This window comes from Streptomyces nidicola, from assembly GCF_050106155.1.
Classification (GTDB): Bacteria; Actinomycetota; Actinomycetes; order Streptomycetales; family Streptomycetaceae; genus Streptomyces.
The window spans coordinates 3,981,237-4,004,980 of record NZ_JBNBPI010000001.1 but is presented as its reverse complement, the minus strand read 5'-3'; the positions used below and the strand labels follow the sequence as shown (position 1 = coordinate 4,004,980).

The window sequence follows — 23,744 nt, the reverse complement described above, 5'->3', positions numbered from 1 at the left end:
AGGGAGTAGCCCAGGAGTATGGTCCATTCACGTGGAAGAATCTTGGGCCAATTCGGTCTCCGGGCGGGCGCTCGGTATCGATCTGCACATCGAGCCGCGCGCCTCCGGCGGTGTACGGCGCGGGCTCACTGACGCGCTCCGTGAAGCCGTACGAGGCGGGCGGCTCGCCCCCGGTGTCCGGCTGCCCGCCTCCCGGGCCCTCGCCGCCGACCTCGGCCTCGCCCGCAACACGGTCGCCGACGCCTACGCCGACCTCGTCGCCGAGGGTTGGCTCACCGCCCGGCAGGGCTCCGGCACCCGGGTGGCCGAGCGGCCCGGGCGGGCGCCGACCCCGGCCCCCGTCACCAACCGCGTCCCCTTCGCGGGGCACCGCTACGACCTCATGCCCGGCCGCCCCGACCTCGCCTCCTTCCCCCGCGCCGAATGGCTGAAGGCCGCCCGCCGCGCCCTGACCGCCGCCCCGAACGACGCCCTCGGCTACGGCGACCCGCGCGGCCGCCCCGAACTGCGCGCCGCCCTCGCCGGCTATCTGGCCCGCGCCCGCGGCGTCCAGGCCTCGCCGGAGCGGATCGTCGTCTGCGCCGGGTTCGTGCAGGGCATGATCCTGCTCGGCGAGGTGCTGCACCGGCGCGGCGTGCGCGACGTCGCCGTCGAGTCGTACGGGCTCGATCTTCACTGGGGCTATCTGACCCGGCCGGGACTGCGGACCCGGCCGCTTCCCTTCGACCAAGAAGGCGCGGATGTAAGGGAGTTGGGTGAGGAAGGGGCTGTTCTGCTCACTCCCGCGCATCAGTTCCCCCTCGGCGTCGCCCTGCACGCGCGACGCCGCGCCGCCGTCGTCGACTGGGCGCGCCGCACCGGCGGGCTGATCCTGGAGGACGACTACGACGGCGAGTTCCGCTACGACCGGCAGCCCGTCGGCGCCCTCCAGGGCCTCGACCCGGACCGCGTCGTCCACCTCGGCACCGCCAGCAAGTCCCTCGCCCCCGGGCTGCGGCTCGGCTGGATGGTGCTGCCCGCCTCGCTCGTCGACGAGGTCGTCGAGGCCAAGGGCTACACCGACTGGTCCTGCGGCGTCCTCGACCAGCTCACCCTCGCCGAGTTCCTCGAATCCGGCGCGTACGACCGTCATGTGCGCGCCGCCCGGCTCCGCTACCGGCGCCGCCGCGACCAGCTCGTCGCCGCCCTCGCCGAGCGCGCCCCGGCCGTGCGCGCCACCGGCATCGCGGCCGGACTGCACGCCGTGCTCCAACTCCCGCCCGGCACCGAGCGATCCGTCGTACAGGCCGCCGCCTGGCAGCGCCTCGGCATCTCGGGCCTGGCCGAATTCCGGCACGAGGACGCGCCCGCGCCCGACGCCCCCATGGACGCCCTGGTCGTCGGCTACGGCACCCCGCCCGATCACGCATGGCCGGGCGCGTTGGATACCCTGTGCCGGGTCCTGCCCTAGGGCAGGCGCAGAGAACGGAAAAGTACGACGCATCACGGGGGAAACGTCATGAACGACAGCAAGGACGGCAAGGACGCCGCGAACAAGGCGGCCACCCAGCGACGGCTGCGCTCCGGCACCGTCGCGCTCGGCGGCGTGGGCCTGCTGGCCGCCGCGCTCACCGCCTGCTCCTCGGACTCCGACGTCGACAAGCGCTGCATCGACCGGAACAGCTACAACGCGTCCAAGGGCTACAAGGTCGTCTCCGACAAGTACTGCAAGTCCTCGTCCACCAAGTCCTCGGTGAACGGCAGTTGGTACTACGGCGGCAAGAAGAAGGGCAGCCGCGTCGGCAGCGGCTCCTTCACCAAGTCCTCGGGCGGCGGCGTCACCCGCGGCGGCTTCGGCAGCGGCGGCAAGGGCGGAAGCTCCGGCGGCTGAGCCCCGGAGGCACTGATGAAGCGACACACCATCACCCCACGCCCCGGCTGGCAGCAGACCGTCGAGGAACAGGGGCTCATCTACCCGCTCACCCGCTACCCCGACGACTCACTGCGCCCCTACTGGGACGAGAGCGCCTACTACGAGTTCTCCCTCCCCGAGGTCGAGGCGCTCGAAGAGGTCGTCGAGGAGCTGCACCGCATGTGCCTCGCCGCGGCGGAACACATCGTCCGCAACGACCGCTTCGCCGACCTCGGGATCACCGACCCGCGCGTCGCCGCGGCGGTCGCCGAGGCCTGGCAGCGTCGCGCCGAACTCCCGTCCGTGTACGGCCGGTTCGACCTGCGCTACGACGGCACAGGCCCCGCGAAGCTCCTCGAGTACAACGCCGACACCCCCACCTCCCTGGTCGAGGCCGCCAGCCCCCAGTGGTTCTGGATGGAGGAGCGGTTCCCCGGCGCCGACCAGTGGAACTCGCTGCACGAGCGGCTCATCGACGCCTGGAAGAAGCAGGCCGCCCTGCTCCCGCCGGGCAGCCCGCTCTACTTCGCGCACTCCTCGGCCGACGAACTCGGCGAGGACCTGATGACCGTCGGATATCTGAAGGAGACCGCCGAACAGGCGGGCCTGGACACCGACTGGATCTCCATGGAGGAGATCGGCTGGGACAGCCTCTCCGAGCGCTTCGTCGACAACCAACTCCGGTTCATCCGCAGCTGCTTCAAGCTGTACCCGTGGGAGTGGCTGACCTCCGACGAATTCGCCCCGCACGTCCTCGCCGGCCTCGACAACGGCGGCGGCACGGGTACGACGATGTGGATCGAGCCCGCCTGGAAGATGCTGCTCAGCAACAAGGCGCTGCTCGCGGTGCTGTGGGAGCTGTACCCCGGCCACCCGAACCTGCTGCCCGCCTACCTCGACGGGCCGCGTGAACTGGCGACCGGACCGGGCCCCGGCTACGTGTCGAAGCCGCTGCTCGGGCGCGAGGGCGCGGGCGTCACGATCCACGCACCCGGGTCCACCCCGCCAACCCCCGAAGAGCCGTGCTGCTACCAGGAGTTGAGCGAGCTGCCCGACTTCGACGGCAACCGCGTCGTCCTCGGCGCATGGGTCGTCGAGGACGAGGCGGCCGGCCTCGGCATCCGGGAATCGGCGGGGCTTGTCACGGACGAGTACGCCCGCTTCCTGCCCCACGTCATCCTGTGACCCTCGGTAAAAGGGGCTACGCGCCCAGCACCGCCCGCAGCTGATCGAGGCCCCAGTCCAGATCGTCCTTGCTGATCACCAGCGGCGGGGCGATCCGGATGGTGGACCCGTGGGTGTCCTTCACCAGGACCCCACGGCCCATCAGCTTCTGAGAGATCTCCCGGCCCGTCCCGTACGACGGATCGATGTCGACGCCCGCCCACAGTCCGCGCCCGCGCACCTCGGTGACCTTCCCCGTCCCCGTCAACAGGCCCAGCTCGGCGTGCAGATGCTCGCCCAGCTCCGCCGCCCGCTCCTGGAACTCCCCGGTGCGCAGCATCGCGATCACCTCCAGGGCCACGGCGCAGGCGAGGGGGTTCCCGCCGAACGTCGACCCGTGCTCGCCCGGCCGGAACACCCCGAGCACGGCCTTGCTCGACACCACCGCCGACACCGGCACGACCCCGCCGCCGAGCGCCTTGCCCAGCACGTACATGTCCGGCACCACGCCCTCGTGCTCGCACGCGAAGGTACGACCGGTCCGCCCGAGGCCCGACTGGATCTCGTCCGCGACGAACAGCACGTTCCGCTCGCGCGTCAGCTCCCGGACGCCCGCGAGATAGCCGGGCGGCGGGACGAGCACGCCCGCCTCGCCCTGGATCGGCTCGATCAGCACCGCCACCGTCTCGTCCGTGACCGCGGCGCGCAGCGCGTCCAGATCGCCGTACGGGACGATGTCGAAGCCCGGCGTGTACGGACCGAAGTCGGCGCGGGCCTCCTCGTCGGTGGAGAAGCTCACGATGGTCGTCGTACGGCCGTGGAAGTTGTCGCTCGCGACCACGATCCTGGCCCGCCCGTCCGGCACGCCCTTGACCCGGTAGCCCCACTTGCGCGCGGTCTTCACGGCGGTCTCGACGGCCTCCGCGCCCGTGTTCATCGGCAGCACCATCTCCATGCCGCACAGCTCGGCGAGCTCCGTGCAGAACGCGGCGAACCGGTCGTGGTGGAAGGCCCGCGACGTCAGCGTCACCCGCTCCAGCTGGGCCTTCGCGGCCTCGATGAGGCGACGGTTGCCGTGCCCGAAGTTGAGCGCCGAGTACCCGGCGAGCATGTCGAGGTAGCGCCGCCCCTCGACGTCCGTCATCCACGCGCCCTCGGCGGTGGCGACGACGACCGGGAGCGGGTGGTAGTTGTGCGCGCCATGGTCTTCGGAGGCGGTGATGAAGTCCTGCGTGGCGTGTCCTGCGGTGGTCGGTGGAGTCACAGAAGTCACGGGATCTCCGTTCGTCGCGGCTCATCGCGCTGGGTGTGGGACGGGCTTGTGGCCCCTTCCTATCGTCGCTCGCGATGTGGACGTGGAAACCTCGCCCGGCGACGCGCCCGCTAATGTGGGGGCAGGGCCGTGACTGGCGCGCTGGGATGGGATCGACCATCGGGGAGCGGCCCGAGCAGTGTGTGCCGTGCGCCTGGGCCGACCACCCGTGAACCGACCGCGTATCGACCGTGTCCGGAGGCTGCCCCCATGACCGATGCCCGCTTGACCCCCGAATCCACCGCGTACCGCGCCGCCCTCGATGTCGTACGGGGCGTGGAGCCGCGCGTCGCCGACGCCATCGCGCAGGAGCTGACCGACCAGCGCGAGATGCTCAAGCTGATCGCGTCCGAGAACTACGCGTCCCCGGCGACGCTGCTGACCATGGGCAACTGGTTCAGCGACAAGTACGCCGAAGGCACCATCGGCCGCCGCTTCTACGCCGGCTGCCGCAACGTCGACACCGTCGAGTCGATCGCCGCGGAGCACGCCCGCGAGCTGTTCGGCGCGCGGCACGCGTATGTGCAGCCGCACTCCGGGATCGACGCCAACCTCGTCGCCTTCTGGGCCGTGCTCGCCGACCGTGTCGAGGCGCCGTTCCTCGCGAAGACCGGGGTCCGGCAGATCAACGACCTCACCGAGGCGGACTGGGCCGAGCTGCGCCAGGCCTTCGGCAACCAGCGGATGCTCGGTATGTCGCTGGACGCCGGTGGCCACCTCACGCACGGCTTCAGGCCGAATATCAGCGGAAAAATGTTCGATCAGCGGTCGTACGGCACCGACCCCGCCACCGGGCTCATCGACTACGAGGCGCTGCGCGCGCAGGCCCGCGAGTTCAAGCCGATGATCATCGTCGCCGGTTACTCCGCGTACCCGCGCCTCGTGAACTTCCGGATCATGCGGGAGATCGCCGACGAGGTCGGGGCGACGCTCATGGTCGACATGGCGCACTTCGCGGGGCTCGTCGCGGGCAAGGTGCTCACCGGCGACTTCGACCCGGTGCCGCACGCGCAGATCGTCACCACGACCACCCACAAGTCGCTGCGTGGGCCGCGTGGCGGCATGGTGCTGTGCGACGACTCGCTGAAGGACCAGGTCGACCGGGGCTGCCCGATGGTGCTCGGCGGGCCGCTGCCGCACGTCATGGCCGCGAAGGCGGTCGCCCTCGCCGAGGCGCGGCAGCCCGCGTTCCAGGACTACGCGCAGCGCATCGTCGACAACGCGCGGGCACTGGCGGAGGGGCTCACGCGGCGCGGCGCGACGCTCGTCACCGGCGGCACGGACAACCACCTCAACCTCATCGACGTGGCGTCCTCCTACGGCCTCACGGGGCGCCAGGCAGAGTCCGCGCTGCTCGACTCCGGCATCGTCACCAACCGCAACGCGATTCCGGCGGACCCGAACGGGGCGTGGTACACGTCCGGCATCCGTATCGGTACGCCGGCGTTGACCACGCGGGGGCTCGGTGCCGGTGAGATGGACGAGATCGCGGCGCTCATGGACCGGGTGCTGGCGGCCTCCGAGCCGGGGACCACGAAGTCCGGGGCGGTGTCCAAGGCGAGCCACGTGCTCGACCCGAAGATCGCGGACGAGGTGTCCCACCGGGCGACGGATCTCCTGGCCGGGTTCCCCCTGTACGGCCGGATCGACCTGGGCTGAGCCCCTCCGTGGCGTGGGGCGGGCGACCGTCCTACGCCACGGGGCGCTGCCCCGGCCCTCGCGGGCGGGGCTGAAAGATCGGGGCGCTGCCCCGTCCCCGTGGGCTCTCGTGCGAACGGCGGGGCCGATGGTGCCGAACCGGCGTTACGGCCTCGGGGCTCCGCCCCGGACCCCGCGCCTCAAGCGCCGGCGGGCTGGATCTGCCCAACCCGCCGTTGGGCTTCAAAGATCGGGGCTCCGCCCCGGACCCCGCGGGCTCTCGTCCCAGAGCGGGGCTGGATCTGCCCACCCGCCGCGGAGCTTGAATTGACCCACCCGCCCGCGGGCAATTGCCTGGCTCCCGCCCATCTCCCACCCACCCGCCCCCTCCGGGGGCGTCGGCCCGACGGGGTACTGCCGGCGGCTCTGGGCAATCCGCCGCCGGCCACGGCTCCCACCTGGGACGGCGAGGGGCACCACCGCCTTGGGTAATCCGCCGGCACGATGGCTCCCCACTCGCCGCCCTCCGCCTCGGGGAATCCGCCGACAGCTCCGGCTCCCCGCCCACCGCGGTCGACCGCACGCGCCATGGGCGATCCGGCGTCGGCCACGGCTCCCCACCCGTCGCGTCCTACTCCGCACCCGTCTTGGGCAACCTCCGCCAGCCACGGCTCCTCACCCGTCGCGGCCGACGCCGCCCTGCCTTGGGTAACGCCCACCACGGCTCCCCACCCGTCGCGGCCTACGCCGCACTCGTCTTGGGCAACCTCCGCCAGCCACGGCTCCCCACCCGTCGCGGCCGACGCCGCGCCCGTCTTGGGCAACCTCCGCCAGCCACGGCTCCCCACCCGAGACGGCAAGAGCCGCACCCGACTTGGGCAATCTGCCGCCTGGGGCGGCAGGGTGGGCAAGGCGGCACCCCGGTGCCGCGCACCCGTCACGACAGGCGCCGACCACGTCGCAGCTCCGGTCCCCGGCTCCGCGCGGCAGGCACCGTCTCCGCCCGGGATGCCGGAGCCCCCGGAGGGGGCGGGTGGTGGGAGGTGAGCGGGCAGTGGCGCAGCCCGGCGCCGTTCCCGGTGGTGGTGGGGGTGAGTGAGTAAGGAGCGCAGCCCGGCGCCGTTCCTGGCGGTGGTGGGTGGTGAGCGGGCGCCGGTGGGGCCGGGCGCCGTTTCCGGCGGTGGTGGGAGGTGAGCGGGCAGCGGCGCGGTCCGGCACCGCCGCGGCGGGGGTTGGAGGTGAGCGGGCACCGGTACAGCCCGGCATCGCCTCGGCGGGCGTTGGAGGCGAGCGGCCAGCGGCGCTGCACCGCCTCGGCGGGCATGGGAGGTGAGCGGGCACCTGGGCCGCCCGGCACCGATCCCCGCGCCGCCCTACCGGTCGACCAGTTGTTGGTGGGGTTCCCGTGGGGCCCGGGGGCGGGTGCGTATTCGCCATAGCAATGCCGCCGCGGCGAGGCCCACGGCCACGCCCGACAGCCCCCACCACCACGGGTTCCGGGTGGGGAGTTCCTCCGGGGGATCGGGCGCGGGGAACACCCCGGCGCGCGTCAACTGGTCGACGAGGGGTGGGGAGGCGCGGTGCCAGCGGAGGTCGTCGTCGTTGACGTCGACCATCGGGTCCGTGCGGAGCCACGGCGTGCCGTCCGCCGCGATGATCAGCTGGTCCTGGCGCTCGATGACCGTGTCGGTGCCGGGCGCGCTGTGGGTGTCGGGCCAGCCCGCCACACCGGTCAGGCCCCATATGACCGTGGCCACCACGGGCGGGAACCGCCCCTCCTGCCAGGAGTCCGGCACCCGCTCGGTCACCGTGTCGAACCCCGTGGTCAAGCGCTCGAGCCGGGCGAAGTTCCGATCCTCGTTGTGCAGGGTCACCGAAGGGCCCGCCCCGGCGCCGGGAGCGATCACCACCGCAAGGTCCGGCACATCCATTCCGGTGCCGGGCTGCGTCGGCCGGGCGTGCGCGACGGACGCCCCCGCCGACAGCAGCGCCACCACCACGAGCAGCACCCGGGCCCACCGGAGCCCACCCCCTCGTACGTACCGCATCCCCACCCCCGTCGCCCCGCCCCCACGTGACTCCCGCCACATCGACAAGCTACCGGCGCCCACTGACAACGACCAGGTCGTGTCCCGCCGCGCGAAGGACCTTCGGCCGCTGCGGAGCTGTGTGGCGCACCTGAGACAATGAGGCACATGGCCTCTGATGTTCGCCCTCGTGTGCTCTCCGGGATCCAGCCCACCGCCGGCTCGTTCCACCTCGGCAACTACCTCGGTGCGGTGCGCCAGTGGGTGGCGCTGCAGGAGTCCCACGACGCCTTCTACATGGTCGTGGACCTGCATGCGATCACCGTTCCGCAGGACCCGAAGGAGCTGCGGGCCAACACCCGGCTCGCCGCCGCGCAGCTGCTCGCCGCGGGCCTCGACCCGGAGCGCTGCACGCTGTTCGTGCAGAGCCACGTCCCGGAGCACGCGCAGCTCGCCTGGGTCATGAACTGCATCACGGGCTTCGGTGAGGCCTCCCGCATGACGCAGTTCAAGGACAAGTCGGCGAAGCAGGGTGCTGACCGGGCCTCCGTCGGCCTGTTCACGTATCCGGTTCTCCAGGTCGCGGACATCCTGCTCTACCAGGCGAACCAGGTCCCGGTCGGTGAGGACCAGCGTCAGCACATCGAGCTGACCCGCGACCTCGCCACGCGCTTCAACGGCCGCTTCGGCGACACGTTCACGCTCCCGGCGCCGTACATCCTCAAGGAGACGGCGAAGATCTACGACCTTCAGGACCCGTCGATCAAGATGAGCAAGTCGGCGTCGACGCCGAAGGGCCTCATCAACCTGCTCGACGAGCCGAAGGCGACCGCCAAGAAGGTCAAGAGCGCCGTCACCGACACCGACACCGTGATCCGCTACGACGCGGAGAACAAGCCGGGCGTCAGCAACCTGCTCACCATCTACTCCACCCTCACCGGTGCCGGTATCCCGGAACTGGAGAAGAAGTACGAGGGCAAGATGTACGGTGCGCTGAAGACGGACCTGGCCGAGGTCATGGTGGACTTCGTGACACCGTTCCGGACCCGCACCCAGGAATATCTGGACGACCCGGAGACGCTTGACTCGATCCTGGCCAAGGGCGCGGAGAAGGCGCGGGCCGTCGCCGCGGAGACCCTCGCCCAGGCCTACGACAAGGTCGGCTTCCTGCCCGCCAAGCACTGAGCCGAGCTCCGAAGAGTCCGGAGCGCGACGCCACCCGCCCGCCACACGACGACAGGAGTATGACGTGGGGACCGTAACGATCGGTGTCTCGATCGCGGTCCCGGAGCCTCACGGCAGCCTGCTCCAGGAGCGGCGCGCGGGCTTCGGCGACGCCGCGGCGCACGGCATTCCCACGCACATCACCCTGCTCCCGCCGACCGAGGTGGAGGGCGGCGACCTCACGGCGATCGAGGCGCATCTGGAGGAAGTCGCGTCCGGCGGGCGGCCGTTCGCGATGCGGCTTTCCGGCACGGGCACGTTCCGGCCGCTGTCGCCCGTCGTGTTCGTGCAGGTCGTCGAGGGCGCCGAGGCCTGCACCTGGTTGCAGAAGCAGGTGCGGGACGCCTCGGGCCCGGTCTCCCGCGAACTGCAGTTCCCGTACCACCCGCACGTGACCGTGGCGCACGGTATCGACGAGGAGTCGATGGACCGTGCGTACGCGGAGCTCGCCGAGTACGAGGCGGCCTGGGCGTGCACCGGGTTCGCGCTCTACGAGCAGGGCGCCGACGGGGTGTGGCGCAAGCTGCGGGACTTCGCCTTCGGCACGTCGGCGCTGCCCGCGCAGACCTCGGGCCGCACGACACGCGGGCCCCGGCTCCCCGCCAGGTAGAGCCGGTCAGACCGGCAGCCGCCGGAACACCGGCCGCGGCACATGCCGCAGCGCCGACATCACCACGCGCAGCGTCCCCGGCACCCACACCGTCTCCGACCTGCGCCGAAGCCCCGTCTCGATGGCCTGTGCCACCGCTTCGGGCGTCGTGGCCATCGGCGCCTCGACGAGCCCGGCCGTCATCTTCGACCGTACGAAGCCGGGGCGGACGATCATCACGTGCACGCCCGTCCCGTGCAGCGCGTCCCCGAGCCCCTGCGTGAACGCGTCGAGGCCCGCCTTGCTGGAGCCGTAGATGAAGTTGGCGCGGCGGGCCCGCTCGCCCGCCACCGAGGACAGGACGACGAGCGAGCCGTGGCCCTGGGACTGCAGCGCCCGCGCGCAGACGAGGCTCGCGGCGACGGCGCCCGTGTAGTTGGTCTGGGCGACGCGGACCGCCGACATCGGGTCGTCCTCGTCGTGGGCCTGGTCGCCGAGGATGCCGAACGCGAGCAGCACCATGTCCACATCGCCCGCGGGGCCGCCCTCGGCGAACACCTTGCCGAGCGTCTCCTCGTGCGCTGTGGGGTCCAGCGCGTCGAAGGGGACCGTACGGGTGTCGGCGCCCAGGGCGCGCAGTTCGGCGGCGGCCTCGTCGAGCGCGGGGGAGGGGCGGCCCGCGAGCCACACGGTGCGGGTGCGCCGGGCGACGAGGCGGCGGGCGGTGGCCAGCGCGATCTCGGAGGTGCCGCCGAGGACGAGCAGGGACTGGGGGGTGCCGAAGGCGTCTTTCAACGGGGGCTCCTGGAGGGGGCGTTGGGTGGGCGGCCGGCCACACGGGCCGGGCGCCGCCCATGCGGGCGGCTGGTCACAGGTTCAGGCGTCGTGACAGGTCCGAGCGGAACACCCCCTGCGGGTCCCAACGCGCCCGCAGCGAGCGGAAGTCGTCGAGACGCGGGTACATGGCGGTGAGCAGATCGGGCCGCAGCCGGGAGTCCTTGGCGAGGTGGACGCGCCCGCCCGCGGCGGCCACCTCCTCGTCCAACTCGTCGAGGAACGCGCCCAGTTCGGGCAGGTTCGCCGGGATGTCGAGCGCGAGCGTCCAGCCCGGCATCGGGAACGACAGCCAGCCCGGGTCCCCTTCGCCGAAGCGCTTGAGGGTGGCGAGGAGGGAGGGGCAGCGGCGCTCGGAGACGCGGTGCACGATGCGGCGCAGCGCCTCTTGCTCGCCGTGTCCGACGACGAACTGGTACTGCACGAAGCCGCCGCGCCCGTAGACGCGGTTCCAGTGCGGGACGCCGTCGAGCGCGTGGAAGAACGTGGAGAGCTTCTGGAGTTCGCCGGTGCGGGCCCTGGGCGCCGTGCGGTAGCGGAGCTCGTTGAACAGGCCGACGCTCGTGCTGCCGAGCAGTCCCTCGGGGAGGAAGTCCGGGGCCGCGGGGAGGCGGGCGGGGCGGAACTCCAGCGGGGTCCTGCGGGCGCGTGCGGGCAGCGCGTCGAGCGGAGCGTGCTCGGCGCGTGTGAGTACGCCGCGGCCGGTCGCGGCGCCGCGTGCGAGCAGGTCGACCCAGGCGACGGAGTAGGGGTGGCGGTGCTCCGTCGCGGAGAGCCGGGCCATCAAGTCGTCGAAGTCGGCGGCCCGTTCGGTGTCGACCGACATCAACGAGGTCTCGACGCGCTGGAGTTGGATCGTCGCCGTGAGGATGATGCCGGTCAGACCCATGCCGCCGGCCGTCGCGTCGAACAGCTCGCTGCCGCGCTCCACGACGCGTACCCCGCCGTCGGCGGTGAGGAGTTCGAGCATGGGGACGTGGCGGGCGAAGGAGCCGGAGGCGGGGTGGTTCCTGCCGTGGATGTCGGCGCCGATCGCCCCGCCGACCGTGACATAGCGGGTCCCGGGGGTGACCGGCACGAACCAGCCGAGGGGCAGCAGCACCTCCATCAGGCGGTGCAGCGAGACGCCCGCGTCGCACAGCACGGTGCCGCCGGCGGCGTCGATGGCGTGGATCCGGTCGAGCCCCGTCATGTCGAGGACGGCCCCGCCCGCGTTCTGCGCCGCGTCCCCGTACGCCCGGCCGAGCCCCCGCGCGATGCCGCCGCGGCGTCCGGTGGCCGCGCAGTCCCGGACCGCGAGGACCGCGTCCTCGTAGGAGCGGGGGCGGATCACGCGGGCCGAGGTGGGGGCGGTGCGGCCCCAGCCGCTGACCGGTACGGAGTGCGGGACGGCGGGAAGAGTGGATACGGGATCGGTAGCGGGGTCGGCAACCATGACGGTGACCGTATCGCCCGAAGGTGCGAAGTTTGTCGTAAACCTTGCGTCCGCTCACCGGAACGGGTGATCGAAGTGGGGATGGGGGGCAGGCTGGGATCATGGATTGGCTGAAGAAACTCCCCGTCGTCGGGCCGCTGTTCGCCCGGCTGATGCGGACGCACGCCTGGCACGCCTACGAGCGCCTCGATGAGGTCCGCTGGTCCCAGCTCGCCGCGGCGATGACGTTCATCAGCTTCCTCGCGCTGTTTCCGCTGCTCACCGTGGCCGCGGCGGTGGCCGCCGGCACCATGGGCCCGGACCAGCAGAAGAAGCTGGAGCAGACGCTCAGCGACCAGGTTCCGGGTATCTCCGACCAGTTGGACATCGGGGCGCTGGTCGACAACGCGGGCACGATCGGGATCATCGCCGGAGCGCTGCTGCTGTTCACGGGTGTCGGCTGGGTCGGCTCCATGCGGCAGTGCCTGCGGGACGTGTGGGAGCTGCCCGACCCCGAAGAGAACCCGATCATGCGCAAGCTGAAGGACGCCGGGATCCTCGTCGGGCTCGGCCTCGCGGGCATCGTGTCGATCGCGGCGTCCACGCTCGCGGCCACGGCCGTCGACTGGACGGCCGACCAGATCGGCATCGACAAGGCGGGCTGGGGCGGGATACTGCTCCAGGCCGCGGCCTTCGGGATCGCGGTCCTCGCGGACTTCCTGATCCTGCTCTACGTCCTGGCCCTGCTGCCAGGAGTGCAGCCGGGCCGCCGCGATCTGATCACCGCGGCGCTGATCGGGGCGGCCGGCTTCGAGCTGCTGAAGCTGGTGCTCAGCGGCTATATGAAGGACGTGGCGGCGAAGAGCATGTACGGCGCCTTCGGCACGCCCGTGGCCCTGCTGCTGTGGATCAACTTCACCGCGAAACTGCTGCTGTTCTGCGCGGCGTGGACCGCGACGGGCCGCGTCGGCCTGCGCAAGACGGAGGAGGCCGAGGCGGAGGCGGCGGACGAGGCTGCGGACGAGGCGGAGGAGATCAGCCCTTCGTGACCTTCAGCGGCCACTTCTTGCGCACCACGAACACCGCGCCCGCGAGCACCACGAGCACGCCGCCCACGATCGCGAGCGCGATCCCGACGCCGCTGGAGCCGCCGGTGACCGCGGCGTGCGCGGCCGACTTGGCGGCGCCCTTGTTACCGGAGCTCGGGGAGGCGGCACCCGCGGGCGTCTCGCTCTTCGGCCCGACGAGATGGCCGACGGGGGAGACCTTGCCGTCGGCCTGGAAACCCCAGTCGAAGAGCCGCGCGGTCTCCTTGTAGACGGCCTGGCTCTCCTTCGCCTTCGGGTTCATGACGGTGACGAGCAGCACCCGGTCACCGCGCTCGGCGACCCCCGTGAACGTGGCCCCCGCGTTCGTCGTGTTGCCGTTCTTCACGCCCGCGATGCCCTTGTACGCGGGCAGGCCGAAGGAGCCGGTGAGCAGCCGGTTGGTGTTCTGGATCCCGAACTGCTTGGTGGTCTTCCCCTTCTTCTGCTTCATGGGGAACTCGGCGGTGGGCGTGGCCGCGTACTCCCGGAAGTCCTTCTTGTGCAGCCCGGAGCGGGCGAAGAGCGTCAGGTCGTACGCGGAGGAGTGCTGCCCCGGCATGTCGTAGCCGTCGGGGCTGACGACATGGGTGTCGCCCGCCTGGAGCTCGTCGGCGTGCGCCTGCATGTCCTTGACGGTCCGCGCGACGCCCTGGTTCATGGCGGAGAGCACATGCACCGCGTCGTTGCCGGAGCGCAGGAAGACGCCCAGCCACAGATCGTGCACCGAGTACGTGAAGCCCTCCTTGATGCCGACGAGGCTGGACCCCGCGCCCATCCCCGCCAGGTCGGACGGCACCACCTTGTGCGTCGTCGTCTTCGGGAACTTCGGCAGCACGGTGTCCGCGAACAGCATCTTCAGCGTGGAGGCGGGCGGCAGCTGCCAGTGCGCGTTGTGCGAGGCGAGCACCTCGCCCGACTCGGCGTCCGCGACGATCCAGGACTTCGCCGTCAGATCCTTCGGCAGGACGGGCGCGCCCCCCTGAAGGTTGACCTGCGTCCCCGGCTTCCCCAGCTGGGCGCCGCCCACCTGGGACATCGACGCGGGCGGCTTGGCCTCGTTCTTGTCCTTGTCCGCGGCGGCCGCGGGCAGCGCACCGGCGAACGTCAGGGCGGAGGCGGCGAACAGCACCGCGGCCTTCTTCAAGTGCGACGTCGGTCGCGCGGCGTGGGAGTCGGGCACGCTGGTGAAGGTACCTGTACCTGCCCCGTAAGTCTCCACCGCTGCGACCTGTGTTCGCCCCGACCCACCCCGGCGGCGGTGCGCGCGGCCGCGCGGCGATACTGAGGGTATGAAGCTCAGCCGCCCCGTGTCCTGGTTCCTGCTCGCCTTCGGGGTGTGGAGCTGGGTCATCTGGATCACTTTCGTCAAAAACCTCGTCAAGGACGGCAGCGGCCTCGCCTTCGACGACGCCGGGGATCCGACCGCGTACTTCTGGGTGCATCTGACGCTCGCCGTCGTCTCCTTCGTATTGGGGACGGTTGTCGGGGGCATCGGGTTGCGTTCGGTGCGCACACTGCGTCGGACCTCATAGGCGTCCGGGCAGATGGTCGTCGTCTTCGTACTCATCGCCGCCGCCGTCCTCGCGGTGTTCGCGGCCCTGCACTACTACGCGTGGCGCCGTCTTGTGCGAGAGACGACCGCCAAGGGCGGGTGGCCCAGACGGACCGGCACCCTGGTGTTCGTGGCCGGGCCCGTGCTGATGTTCGCGGCGCTGGCGGCGGAGCGGGGCGGGGCGCCGTTCCTGTTGCAGCAGGTGCTGGCCTGGCCCGGGTTCCTGTGGATGGCGTTCGCGCTGTATCTGCTGCTCGCGCTGCTGGTGGGGGAGCTCGTGCGGCCCCTGCTGCGACGCCTCCTCGACCGCGGGAGGCCGACCGCCGCCGCCGTCGCCTCGGAGGAGGCCCCGGTGCGTGTCCCGGTGCCGGAGCTGCGGGAGCTGGAGCCGGTCCCGGGGCTCGGGTCCGCGGCGCCCGCGCCCACCCGACGGCTCGTCCTCGCCCGGACCGTCGGCGCCGCCGCGACCGTGGCCGCCGCGGGAGTCGTGGCCACTGGCGCGTACGGGGTGCTGCGCGGGCCGGCGGTCAAGCGGGTCACCGTGCCGCTGGCCAAACTGCCGCGCGCGGCCCACGGGTTCAGGATCGCCGTGGTCAGCGACGTCCACCTCGGGCCCGTGCTCGGCCGTGGCTTCGCCGAGCGGGTCGTCGACAAGATCAACGCCACGCAGCCCGATCTCATCGCCGTCGTCGGTGACCTGGTCGACGGGAGCGTGGAGCATCTCGCGCCCGCCGTCGCCCCGCTCGCCCGGCTGAGCGCGCGGCACGGGACGTACTTCGTCACCGGCAACCACGAGTACTTCTCCGGCGCCGAACCGTGGGTGGACCACGTGCGCGAGCTCGGGCTCCGGCCGCTGGAGAACGCGCGCGTCGACATCGGGGCCTTCGACCTCGCGGGGGTCAACGACATCGCCGGCGAGAACTACGGCGAAGGGCCCGACTACGCGAAGGCGCTCGGCGACCGCGACACCTCCCGCGCCTCCGTCCTCCTCGCCCACCAGCCCGTGATGATCCACGAGGCGGTGAAGCACAGCGTCGACCTCCAGCTCTCCGGGCACACCCACGGCGGCCAGCTGTGGCCGGGCAACTTCGTCGCGGCGGCGAGCAATCCGACCCTCGCGGGCCTCGACCGGTACGGCGACACCCAGCTGTACGTCAGCCGGGGCGCTGGCGCGTGGGGGCCGCCGGTGCGGGTGGGCGCGCCGTCCGACATCACCGTGGTGCAGCTGGCCTCCAAGCAGGCCTGAGCCGCTGCCCGGGCCCGCCCTACGCCTTCCTGCGCCGTCCCGTCGGCTTCGCGCGGCGGCGCAGGGCCAGCAGGCCGCCGCCGGCGAGAGCCGCCACGGCCATGGAGCCGCCGAGCGCCCAGTCGTCCCCGTGCGAGCCGGTGGAGGTGCTCGCGGCGGGTCCCGCGCCCGCCACGTGGGGCGCGCGCGTCGACGTCGACTTCTTCGGCTGCTCGCTCAGCGGCGTGGCCAACTCGTCGACGGGGCGCACCTTGTTCGCGGCCGCGAAGCCCCAGTCGAGCAGCGCGGCCGTCTCCTCGTACACCGCTTCGTAGCCGGACTTCGGGTGCATCACGGTGACCAGCAGGGTGCGGCCGCCGCGGGTGGCGGCGCCGGTGAAGGTGTTGCCCGCGTGCGAGGTGTAGCCGTTCTTGACGCCGATGAGGCCCTCGTACGGGGTGACGCCCTGCCCGGTGAGGAGGCGGTCGGTGTTCTGGATCTGGAACGTCTTGGAGCCGCCCGCCGGGAAATCGGCGACCTTGGTGGCGCAGTAGCCGCGGAAGTCGTCGTTCTTCAGCCCGGCGCGGGCGAACAGCGTCAGGTCGTACGCGGACGAGACCTGGCCCTTGTGGTCGAAGCCGTCGGGGCTGACGACGTGGGTGTCGTTCGCCTGGAGGTCCTTCGCGCGGGCCTGCATCTGGGCGACGGTCTTCGCGACGCCCCCGTTCATGTTCGCGAGCACGTGCACCGCGTCGTTGCCGGAGCGAAGGAACACGCCCTGCCACAACTGGTGCACGCTGTACGTCGTCCCGGCCTGGACGCCGACGAGGCTGGAGCCGAACGGTATGTCCGCGAGGTCCTCGGCCGTCACCTTGTGCCTCAGCGTGCTGTCGAACTTCGGCAGCACCGTGTCCGCGAACAGCATCTTCAGCGTGGAGGCGGGCGGCAGCCGGCGGTGCCCGTTGTACGAGGCCAGCACCTCGCCGCTGTCGTTGTCGGCGATCAGCCACGCCTTCGCGGCGAGCTTCGGCAGCTTGGGCGCGCCTGCCCGGTACCGGACCTGGACACGTGAGGCGGCCGAAGCGGTCTGTGCGGGCAGCGCGAGGGCGGCTGCCGCGCCCGCCCCGAGGCCGAGGGCGCTGCGGCGGCTGAAGTGCGGAGAGGACGCTGAGGTGGTGCCGGGCATCCCGTGAAGGTACAGGCCAAAGCGCAGGTAAAGACCAGCGGGTCCGCCCGCGGGGCTCAGTCCTTCGTGCGCTTCGGCTTCGGCAGTGAGCGCGTCATGCCCGGCAGGAAGTCGATGAACAGCTCGTGCACCTCCAGGACGAGCGGCCGCAGCACCCGGAAGCGGGCGAGCGCCACGCCCCGCGTCGTGAGCCGGGCGCCGCGATCGGCGAGCCGACGGCTGCGCTCGTGCCCCTCGGACCTGTCGAACACCCAGTAGAGGACGAGCCCCATCTGGGACAGCCACATCAACTCCGGGAGGATATCGGCCAGTTCTTCGGGCACCTTGGCCTTCGAGCCGGCGAGCACCTCCCGGTGGAGTGCGATCGCGGCTTCCCGGGCGGGCTGCGACTCCGCGGAGAACGGGCTGAGCGGGGAGTCCGGGTCGGCCGCGTTCTTGAAGAACTGGGCGGCGAACTCGTGGTACGGCTCGGCGATCTCGAGCCAGGCCCGCAGTACGCCCGCGAGCCGCGCCTGGAGATCGGTCTCCGTGTCGAGCACGGACCGGACCGCCGCCTGGTGTTCGGCGGTGATCCGGTCGTAGAAACCCTGGATCAGGTGTTCCTTGCCCCCGAAGTAGTAATACGCGTTGCCGACCGAGACCCCGGCCTCCTGGGCGATGGCCCGCATGGTGGTCTTGTCGTAGCCCCGCTCCCGGAACAGCCGCATCGCGGTCTCCAGGATGAGCGCCCGTGTCTGCTCGCTCTTCGCGGGCTTCTCCGGTCCTGCCGGTTTGTCCGCGCTCTTCTTCAGGGGTTCGTCTGCCACGGTCCCCGAGCCTAATCGGCCGTCCGGCAGCCGCTGTCGCAGGCGGGCGGCTCGCCCCCGTAGCCGTACGCCTCGTAGTACCAGCCCTGCCTCGGGTTGTACCGCCAGCCGTCCGACCGCTGGGTCGTGCCGCCCCGGGCCTGCCGGTCCCGGTGCGTCTCGCGGTACTTGGCGGCGCCGAGGACGACCTGCTTGGCGACCTTCATCCCGGCGGGCGTCGCCATCCGGTGGGCGGTGGCCCGGTACTCGCGCAGCGCCCACATGCACACGATCCAGGCGGCGGAGTCCCGGTAGAGCTGCCCGCCGTCCCCGATCACGGTGATGTCGGTGAGGGTCGCCGCGTGGTCGAGCTCCGGGTAGCGCTCCCGCGCCTCCTGCGAGCCCGCGGGGACGAACTCCAGCGGCACCAGCTGCCGCTGCTTGGCCAGCCAGTTGTGCGCGAACGTGCACAGCGGGCACTCGGTGTCGTAGAGGACCGTGAGCCGGCGGACCGGGGCCACCCCCGTGGCACCCCGGGCTTCCGGCTTCCCGGCCGTCGCCACCGCTGTCACGCCCCGGCCACCGGAGCGGTCCAGCCCTGCGGCGGGACGGGCGGCTGCTGCTCGGTCTCCATGATCCCGCGCCGCCGGATCTTGTTGAGGACGTAGACGTTGCCCAGGTGCATCACGCCGAGCACGAGCAGGACGACGCCGAGCTTGGTGGACAGCGCCTCGAAGACCTCGCGGGTGCTCGCGATGGTGTCGTCGCCGCTCAGGTACAAGGCGACGAAGCCGAGGTTGACCAGATAGAAGCCGACCACCAGCAGGTGGTTGACGGCCTCGGCGAGCTTCTCGTTCCCGTGCAGCACGTCGGCCAGGAAGACCCGGCCGTTGCGGCTCAGGGTGCGGGCCACCCACATGGTCAGACCGATGCTGACGACGAGGTAGACGACGTATGCGACGACTGTGAGGTCCATGCCCCACCCTCCTTGAACGCGTTCAAAAACGCTGACAGTCATGAAGGTAGACCTGTTTTTGAACATGTTCAAGCGGGAGTTGTCGTACGTGACCAGGGCCTCAAACGGAGGCTTCAACTCCGCGCGAGTTCGGGCCTTTTGAGGTAGTCCGTGAAGCCGACGACGTTGCCCCACGGGTCGGCGAACTCCACGACGTACCCGGTGGAGGTGGAGAAGGGCGGGTCGAGGAGCTCGATGCCGGCGGCGCGCAGCGCGTCGGCCGTGGCCCGCGCGTCCGGCACCTCCAGCCACAGCCGTGCGGCGGGCCAGGCGGGCGGCCGGTGGCCGAACCCGTCCTCGGCCCGCAGCAGCACGCCGGGCGTCTCCTTGCCGGCCCCGAGCAGCGCGATCCCGGCCTCGTCGATGCGGATCTTCACGGGGAAGCCGACGCGCTCGTAGAAGGCGACGGCCTCGGTCAGATCGCCGACGGGGAACAGGGTGTTGTCGAACCCGAGGATTTCCAGCTCATGTGGCATAGCGGCAGATTAGCGATCAACCGGGCGAAAAGGGCGAAGGCCCCGCTCCCGGAACGAATCCGGGAACGGGGCCTTCAAAGCCCTGCGGCGAAAGCCGGGAAGGTCAGAAGCGGCGCGTGATCAGCGCCCGCTTCACTTCCTGGATCGCCTTGGTGACCTCGATGCCACGCGGGCAGGCGTCCGTGCAGTTGAAGGTCGTGCGGCAACGCCACACACCGTCACGGTCGTTGAGGATCTCCAGGCGCTGCTCCCCGGCCTCGTCACGCGAGTCGAAGATGAAGCGGTGGGCGTTCACGATGGCGGCAGGACCGAAGTACTGGCCGTCGTTCCAGAACACCGGGCAGGACGACGTGCACGCGGCGCACAGGATGCACTTGGTGGTGTCGTCGAAGCGGGCCCGGTCCTCGTCGGACTGGTAGCGCTCGCGCGTCGGCTCGTTCCCCTTGGTGACGAGGAACGGCATGACGTCGCGGTAGGCCTGGAAGAACGGGTCCATGTCCACCACGAGGTCCTTGAGGACCGTGAGGCCCTTGATGGCCTCGACCGTGATGGGCTTCTCCGGGTTGATGTCCTTGAGCAGCGTCTTGCAGGCCAGACGGTTCTTGCCGTTGATCCGCATCGCGTCGGACCCGCAGATGCCGTGCGCGCAGGAGCGACGGAACGTCAGCGTGCCGTCCTGCTCCCACTTGATCTTGTGCAGGGCGTCGAGCACGCGCTCCTTGGGGTCCATCTCCAGCTGGAAGTCCTGCCAGCTGGCCTCGTCGGAGACCTCGGAGTTGAACCGGCGCACGCGCAGCGTGATCGTGATGTTCGGGGTGTCGGCGAAGCCGGGCTCCGGAGCCGCGGTCTTCTCCATCGTCGGAGTAGCCATCAGTACTTACGCTCCATCGGCTGGTAGCGGGTCTGGACGACCGGCTTGTAGTCGAGACGGATGGACTCGGAGCCGTCGTCGCCGACCTCGCGGTACGCCATGGTGTGGCGCATGAAGTTCACGTCGTCACGGGTGGGGAAGTCCTCGCGGTAGTGACCGCCGCGGGACTCCTTGCGGGCCAGGGCGGAGGTCGCCATGACCTCGGCCAGGTCGAGCAGGTTGCCCAGCTCGATGGCCTCGAGGAGGTCGGTGTTGAACCGCTTGCCCTTGTCCTGGACCGAGATGTTCTTGTACCGCGCGCGCAGCTCGGCGATCTTCTCGACGGCCGTCTTGATCGTCTGCTCGGTGCGGAACACCATCACGTTGGCGTCCATGCACTCCTGAAGCTCGTTACGGATCACCGAGACGCGCTCGGTGCCCGTGGAGTCGCGCAGCATCTCGATGCGCTCCTCGACGAACGTCGACGGGTTCTCCGGCAGCTCGACGAACTCGGTCTTGTGCGCGTACTCGGCGGCCGCGATGCCCGCACGACGCCCGAAGACGTTGATGTCGAGCAGCGAGTTGGTGCCGAGACGGTTGGCGCCGTGCACGGAGACACAGGCGACCTCACCGGCGGCGTACAGGCCCGGGACGACGGTGGTGTTGTCCGCGAGGACCTCACCCTCGACGTTCGTCGGGATGCCGCCCATGGCGTAGTGCGCGGTCGGCTGGATCGGGATCGGGTCCGTGTAGGGCTCGATGCCGAGGTACGTACGCGCGAACTCGGTGATGTCCGGGAGCTTGGCGTCGAGCTGCTCCGGCGGGAGGTGCGTGAGGTCGAGGTAGACGTGGTCGCCCTCGGGACCGCAGCCGCGGCCCTCACGGATCTCCGTGTAGATGGAGCGGGACACGACGTCACGGGACGCGAGGTCCTTCATGACGGGCGCGTACTTCTCCATGAAGCGCTCGCCGTCCTTGTTACGGAGGATGCCGCCCTCACCACGGGCGCCTTCCGTAAGGAGGATGCCCATGCGCCAGATGCCGGTCGGGTGGAACTGGAAGAACTCCATGTCCTCCAGCGGGATCCCGCGCCGGTAGCAGGCGGCCTGGCCGTCGCCGGTCAGGGTGTGCGCGTTGGACGTCACCTTGAAGAACTTGCCGGTGCCGCCGGACGCGTAGATGACCGACTTCGCCTGGAAGACGTGGATCTCGCCGGTGGCCAGCTCGTAGGCGACCACACCGGCGGACTTCTTGACGCCGTCTTCCTCGACGATCAGCTGGTCCAGGACGTAGAACTCGTTGAAGAACTCCACGCCCTCCTTCACGCAGTTCTGGTACAGCGTCTGAAGGATCATGTGGCCCGTGCGGTCCGCGGCGTAGCAGGACCGGCGGACCGGGGCCTCGCCGTGGTTACGGGAGTGACCGCCGAAGCGGCGCTGGTCGATCGTGCCGTTCGGCGTGCGGTTGAACGGCAGGCCCATCTTCTCGAGGTCGAGGACCGAGTCGATGGCCTCCTTCGCCAGGATCTCGGCGGCGTCCTGGTCGACCAGGTAGTCGCCGCCCTTGATCGTGTCGAAGGTGTGCCACTCCCAGTTGTCCTCCTCCACGTTGGCGAGCGCGGCGGCCATGCCGCCCTGCGCCGCGCCCGTGTGGGAGCGGGTGGGGTAGAGCTTGGTCAGCACGGCGGTGCGGCTGCGCTTGGTCGACTCGATGGCCGCGCGCATGCCGGCGCCGCCGGCGCCGACGATGACGGTGTCGTACTTGTGAATCTTCACGGTTTCTCGCCTCGGCTTAACGGATGTTGGGGTCGAAGGTGAAGATCACCAGCGTGCCCAGCAGGACGGTGAAGACCGTCGCGGCGTACAGCAGGCCCTTCAGCCACATACGGGTCTGGGGGCGCTCGGCGTAGTCGTTGATGACGGTACGCAGGCCGTTGGCGCCGTGCAGCATCGCGAGCCACAGCATCAGCAGGTCCCAGCCCTGCCAGAACGGGGACGCCCAGCGGCCCGCGACGAACGCGAAGCCGATCTTGGAGACGCCGCCGTCGAGGACGAGCTGGATCAGCAGGTGGCCGAGGACCAGGACGACGAGGACGACACCGGACAGGCGCATGAACAGCCATGCGGCCATCTCGAAGTTGCCGCGCGTCGAACGCGGGGTCTTCGAGGTGCGCTTGCGCGGGGGCTCGATGTACGGGGCCGGGTTGTCGACGTCGTAGAGCGAGACGCCCTCGACGGGACCGACGCCGGACTTGGCGGGGGTGGTGTCAGCAGACATGTCTGGCCTCAGCTCCCGAAGAGTGCGCGGACGGCGTGGCCGAGGACGGGGTAGAGAGCCCCGACCATCAGGACGATCCAGATGCCCATGACGGTCCAGAGCATCTGCTTCTGGTAGCGCGGGCCCTTCGACCAGAAGTCGACGGCGATGACACGCAGGCCGTTGAGCGCGTGGAAGAGAATCGCGGCCACGAGGCCGTATTCCAGAAGCGCGACGATCGGCGTCTTATAGGTACCAACGACATCGTCGTACGCCTCGGGCGAGACGCGGACGAGAGCGGTGTCCAGGACGTGCACGAACAGGAAGAAGAAAATGAGGACACCGGTGACTCGATGAGCCACCCACGACCACATGCCTTCCCGGCCGCGGTACAGCGTTCCAGCCGGCACGGAAGAACCCTCCGGGAGCGGGGACTAGAGCCGCGCCGGCTTCAGTGTCGGGCGGGCCCGGCCGGGTACGGTCCACCGGCCGCTCGTCATCGTATCGACGAGTTGTCGGGACACTCGCACGGGGGCCTTATGTGTGATCAAACAGGCAATCAAACAGGCACGTACGGGCTATTGATGCCGGTTTCCCGGCCGGTTTCCCGACGGGTGAGGCGGGCGACGCGTCCCCGGGCGAGTCGGCGCAGCTCCTCGGCGGCCAGTTCGCGCTCGTGCACCGGGTCGTTGCCGAGGCGGGTGCGCAGGCCCGCGAGCAGGTGATCGAGGGCCTCACCGGGCGCGATGTCGTCCAGGCAGATCACGAAGGGGTGGCCGAAGCGGGTCTGGTACGCGCTGTGGGCAGCGACCAGCGCGGTGTTCGCCGCCGCGTACGCCGAGTAGCCCGAGTGCCCCGAGTACAGCGCGGGGTCGGGCGGCAGCGCGAGGTCCTCGCCGGTCAGGGCCTCGGTGATGTCGGCGGGGGCGAGGTCGTACAGCGCCTCGTCCGCCGCGGCGAGCAGCGCGTCGAGGTTCGGGTACGGGCGGTGGGCGGCGACCCGGCGCGCCCATGAGTGGCTGCGGCAGCACGTGCGCAGGGCCTGCTCGGCGGCCTCCTGCGGCAGCGTGTTGAAGTGTGCGAGGCCCCCGGGTGCCGTGGCCTGGGCCGGTATCGGCAGACGGCCGGGGGAGTGAAGGGGGCGCAGCGCGGCCTCCGGCGGGGCGTGAGTTGTGGATGTGGCGTAACGGTAGTGATTCCTGGCCGTGAGTGTCCGAC

The 23,744-nt window shown here is 70.9% G+C and carries 24 protein-coding genes and 1 riboswitch; of the genes, 9 read left to right on the top strand and 15 right to left on the bottom strand.

From position 1 onward, the window contains the following. The first annotated feature begins 31 nt into the window (after positions 1-31). From pdxR to ACOKM3_RS18100, 3 genes are read left to right on the top strand one after another with little or no spacing between them, the layout of a single operon-like run. Positions 32-1,450, top strand: a complete 1,419-nt coding sequence (gene pdxR, locus ACOKM3_RS18110) for a MocR-like pyridoxine biosynthesis transcription factor PdxR (RefSeq protein ID WP_426901726.1) — start codon at positions 32-34, stop codon at positions 1,448-1,450. Between the two features lie 48 nt (positions 1,451-1,498). Further along, positions 1,499-1,870, top strand: a complete 372-nt coding sequence (locus ACOKM3_RS18105) for a hypothetical protein (protein WP_426901724.1) — start codon at positions 1,499-1,501, stop codon at positions 1,868-1,870. Between the two features lie 15 nt (positions 1,871-1,885). Then, a complete protein-coding gene (locus ACOKM3_RS18100) occupies positions 1,886-3,076 on the top strand; it encodes a glutathionylspermidine synthase family protein (protein ID WP_426901722.1) in 1,191 nt (396 codons plus the stop codon). A gap of 16 nt (positions 3,077-3,092) precedes the next feature. Here the strand turns inward: ACOKM3_RS18100 and rocD are convergent, their stop codons facing one another. After that, positions 3,093-4,319, bottom strand: a complete 1,227-nt coding sequence (rocD, locus tag ACOKM3_RS18095; protein WP_426906821.1) for an ornithine--oxo-acid transaminase — start codon at positions 4,317-4,319, stop codon at positions 3,093-3,095. 128 nt (positions 4,320-4,447) lie between these two features. After that, positions 4,448-4,534, top strand: a riboswitch (ZMP/ZTP riboswitch). Positions 4,535-4,577: 43 nt separating this feature from the next. Between rocD and ACOKM3_RS18090 the strand changes: the two genes are divergently transcribed. Continuing rightward, complete coding sequence (locus tag ACOKM3_RS18090) at positions 4,578-6,026, top strand: glycine hydroxymethyltransferase (RefSeq protein ID WP_403990916.1); 1,449 nt, start codon at positions 4,578-4,580, stop codon at positions 6,024-6,026. A 1,352-nt stretch (positions 6,027-7,378) separates the two neighbouring features. On the opposite strand, the gene ACOKM3_RS18085 is transcribed toward ACOKM3_RS18090, so the two are convergent. Next, the gene (locus tag ACOKM3_RS18085) at positions 7,379-8,053 is read right to left on the bottom strand and encodes a hypothetical protein (protein ID WP_426901720.1); all 675 of its coding nucleotides are present in this window, start codon (positions 8,051-8,053) and stop codon (positions 7,379-7,381) included. Between the two features lie 147 nt (positions 8,054-8,200). Here ACOKM3_RS18085 and trpS point away from each other — a divergent pair, with 147 nt between their 5' ends. Beyond that, on the top strand, positions 8,201-9,217 hold the full coding sequence (gene trpS / locus ACOKM3_RS18080) for a tryptophan--tRNA ligase (protein ID WP_426901719.1): 1,017 nt from the start codon (positions 8,201-8,203) through the stop codon (positions 9,215-9,217). A 64-nt stretch (positions 9,218-9,281) separates the two neighbouring features. Then, complete coding sequence (locus tag ACOKM3_RS18075; protein WP_426901718.1) at positions 9,282-9,866, top strand: 2'-5' RNA ligase family protein; 585 nt, start codon at positions 9,282-9,284, stop codon at positions 9,864-9,866. A 6-nt stretch (positions 9,867-9,872) separates the two neighbouring features. Here ACOKM3_RS18075 and ACOKM3_RS18070 read toward each other — a convergent pair whose 3' ends face one another. Both ACOKM3_RS18070 and ACOKM3_RS18065 read right to left on the bottom strand, forming a co-directional pair. Then, positions 9,873-10,640 carry a decaprenylphospho-beta-D-erythro-pentofuranosid-2-ulose 2-reductase gene (locus ACOKM3_RS18070; protein WP_426901716.1) on the bottom strand — a complete coding sequence of 256 codons (768 nt, stop codon included), beginning with the start codon at positions 10,638-10,640 and terminating at the stop codon, positions 9,873-9,875. A 73-nt stretch (positions 10,641-10,713) separates the two neighbouring features. Then, positions 10,714-12,114: an FAD-binding oxidoreductase gene (locus ACOKM3_RS18065; RefSeq protein WP_426901714.1), complete on the bottom strand. Its 1,401-nt coding sequence runs from the start codon at positions 12,112-12,114 to the stop codon at positions 10,714-10,716. Between the two features lie 101 nt (positions 12,115-12,215). Here ACOKM3_RS18065 and ACOKM3_RS18060 point away from each other — a divergent pair, with 101 nt between their 5' ends. Further along, entirely contained in the window at positions 12,216-13,142 is a 927-nt protein-coding gene (locus ACOKM3_RS18060; RefSeq protein ID WP_426901712.1) for a YihY/virulence factor BrkB family protein, read from the top strand. Here ACOKM3_RS18060 and ACOKM3_RS18055 read toward each other — a convergent pair. Then, entirely contained in the window at positions 13,129-14,361 is a 1,233-nt protein-coding gene (locus tag ACOKM3_RS18055) for a D-alanyl-D-alanine carboxypeptidase family protein (RefSeq protein WP_426901710.1), read from the bottom strand. The two genes, ACOKM3_RS18060 and ACOKM3_RS18055, sit on opposite strands and share 14 nt — an antisense overlap. Before the next feature lie 109 nt (positions 14,362-14,470). On the opposite strand from ACOKM3_RS18055, the gene ACOKM3_RS18050 reads away from it, so the two are divergent. Together ACOKM3_RS18050 and ACOKM3_RS18045 are read left to right on the top strand one after the other, a co-directional pair. Further along, positions 14,471-14,713 (top strand): SCO4848 family membrane protein, encoded by a 243-nt coding sequence (locus tag ACOKM3_RS18050; protein WP_385764609.1) that lies wholly within the window; start codon positions 14,471-14,473, stop codon positions 14,711-14,713. Positions 14,714-14,725: 12 nt separating this feature from the next. After that, positions 14,726-15,979, top strand: a complete 1,254-nt coding sequence (locus tag ACOKM3_RS18045) for a metallophosphoesterase (RefSeq protein WP_426901708.1) — start codon at positions 14,726-14,728, stop codon at positions 15,977-15,979. Between the two features lie 19 nt (positions 15,980-15,998). Here the strand turns inward: ACOKM3_RS18045 and ACOKM3_RS18040 are convergent, their stop codons facing one another. From ACOKM3_RS18040 to ACOKM3_RS17995, 10 genes are all read right to left on the bottom strand, one after another. After that, positions 15,999-17,144, bottom strand: coding sequence for a D-alanyl-D-alanine carboxypeptidase family protein (locus ACOKM3_RS18040; protein ID WP_426901707.1), 1,146 nt, complete (start codon positions 17,142-17,144; stop codon positions 15,999-16,001). A gap of 56 nt (positions 17,145-17,200) precedes the next feature. Continuing rightward, positions 17,201-17,851 (bottom strand): TetR family transcriptional regulator, encoded by a 651-nt coding sequence (locus ACOKM3_RS18035; protein ID WP_426906820.1) that lies wholly within the window; start codon positions 17,849-17,851, stop codon positions 17,201-17,203. 110 nt (positions 17,852-17,961) lie between these two features. Next, entirely contained in the window at positions 17,962-18,501 is a 540-nt protein-coding gene (locus tag ACOKM3_RS18030) for a thiol-disulfide oxidoreductase DCC family protein (RefSeq protein ID WP_426901705.1), read from the bottom strand. Beyond that, complete coding sequence (locus ACOKM3_RS18025; RefSeq protein WP_426901703.1) at positions 18,498-18,905, bottom strand: hypothetical protein; 408 nt, start codon at positions 18,903-18,905, stop codon at positions 18,498-18,500. The genes ACOKM3_RS18030 and ACOKM3_RS18025 overlap by 4 nt, the downstream gene beginning before the upstream one ends. 113 nt (positions 18,906-19,018) lie before the next feature. Continuing rightward, complete coding sequence (locus tag ACOKM3_RS18020) at positions 19,019-19,420, bottom strand: VOC family protein (protein ID WP_426901701.1); 402 nt, start codon at positions 19,418-19,420, stop codon at positions 19,019-19,021. A 103-nt stretch (positions 19,421-19,523) separates the two neighbouring features. After that, entirely contained in the window at positions 19,524-20,291 is a 768-nt protein-coding gene (locus ACOKM3_RS18015; protein WP_426901699.1) for a succinate dehydrogenase iron-sulfur subunit, read from the bottom strand. Continuing rightward, positions 20,291-22,045, bottom strand: coding sequence for a succinate dehydrogenase flavoprotein subunit (gene sdhA, locus ACOKM3_RS18010; protein ID WP_425830353.1), 1,755 nt, complete (start codon positions 22,043-22,045; stop codon positions 20,291-20,293). The genes ACOKM3_RS18015 and sdhA overlap by 1 nt, the downstream gene beginning before the upstream one ends. A gap of 16 nt (positions 22,046-22,061) precedes the next feature. Then, positions 22,062-22,547 (bottom strand): succinate dehydrogenase hydrophobic membrane anchor subunit, encoded by a 486-nt coding sequence (locus ACOKM3_RS18005; protein ID WP_422409130.1) that lies wholly within the window; start codon positions 22,545-22,547, stop codon positions 22,062-22,064. An 8-nt stretch (positions 22,548-22,555) separates the two neighbouring features. Next, complete coding sequence (gene sdhC / locus ACOKM3_RS18000; RefSeq protein WP_266713332.1) at positions 22,556-22,936, bottom strand: succinate dehydrogenase, cytochrome b556 subunit; 381 nt, start codon at positions 22,934-22,936, stop codon at positions 22,556-22,558. 149 nt (positions 22,937-23,085) lie between these two features. After that, positions 23,086-23,565: a 2-oxo-4-hydroxy-4-carboxy-5-ureidoimidazoline decarboxylase gene (locus ACOKM3_RS17995; RefSeq protein ID WP_426906819.1), complete on the bottom strand. Its 480-nt coding sequence runs from the start codon at positions 23,563-23,565 to the stop codon at positions 23,086-23,088. Positions 23,566-23,744 lie beyond the last annotated feature (179 nt).

What these genes read in the sequence shown, in the direction of transcription:
- ACOKM3_RS18105 (WP_426901724.1), top strand. Translation starts at nt 1,499, where the DNA reads ATGAACGACAGCAAGGACGGCAAGGACGCCGCGAACAAGGCGGCCACC.
- ACOKM3_RS18100 (WP_426901722.1), top strand. Translation starts at nt 1,886, where the DNA reads ATGAAGCGACACACCATCACCCCACGCCCCGGCTGGCAGCAGACCGTC.
- ACOKM3_RS18090 (WP_403990916.1), top strand. Translation starts at nt 4,578, where the DNA reads ATGACCGATGCCCGCTTGACCCCCGAATCCACCGCGTACCGCGCCGCC.
- ACOKM3_RS18085 (WP_426901720.1), bottom strand. Translation starts at nt 8,053, where the DNA reads ATGCGGTACGTACGAGGGGGTGGGCTCCGGTGGGCCCGGGTGCTGCTC.
- trpS (WP_426901719.1), top strand. Translation starts at nt 8,201, where the DNA reads ATGGCCTCTGATGTTCGCCCTCGTGTGCTCTCCGGGATCCAGCCCACC.
- ACOKM3_RS18065 (WP_426901714.1), bottom strand. Translation starts at nt 12,114, where the DNA reads ATGGTTGCCGACCCCGCTACCGATCCCGTATCCACTCTTCCCGCCGTC.
- ACOKM3_RS18060 (WP_426901712.1), top strand. Translation starts at nt 12,216, where the DNA reads ATGGATTGGCTGAAGAAACTCCCCGTCGTCGGGCCGCTGTTCGCCCGG.
- ACOKM3_RS18050 (WP_385764609.1), top strand. Translation starts at nt 14,471, where the DNA reads ATGAAGCTCAGCCGCCCCGTGTCCTGGTTCCTGCTCGCCTTCGGGGTG.
- ACOKM3_RS18045 (WP_426901708.1), top strand. Translation starts at nt 14,726, where the DNA reads ATGGTCGTCGTCTTCGTACTCATCGCCGCCGCCGTCCTCGCGGTGTTC.
- ACOKM3_RS18040 (WP_426901707.1), bottom strand. Translation starts at nt 17,144, where the DNA reads ATGCCCGGCACCACCTCAGCGTCCTCTCCGCACTTCAGCCGCCGCAGC.
- ACOKM3_RS18035 (WP_426906820.1), bottom strand. Translation starts at nt 17,851, where the DNA reads ATGCGGCTGTTCCGGGAGCGGGGCTACGACAAGACCACCATGCGGGCC.
- ACOKM3_RS18025 (WP_426901703.1), bottom strand. Translation starts at nt 18,905, where the DNA reads ATGGACCTCACAGTCGTCGCATACGTCGTCTACCTCGTCGTCAGCATC.
- ACOKM3_RS18020 (WP_426901701.1), bottom strand. Translation starts at nt 19,420, where the DNA reads ATGCCACATGAGCTGGAAATCCTCGGGTTCGACAACACCCTGTTCCCC.
- ACOKM3_RS18015 (WP_426901699.1), bottom strand. Translation starts at nt 20,291, where the DNA reads ATGGCTACTCCGACGATGGAGAAGACCGCGGCTCCGGAGCCCGGCTTC.
- ACOKM3_RS18005 (WP_422409130.1), bottom strand. Translation starts at nt 22,547, where the DNA reads ATGTCTGCTGACACCACCCCCGCCAAGTCCGGCGTCGGTCCCGTCGAG.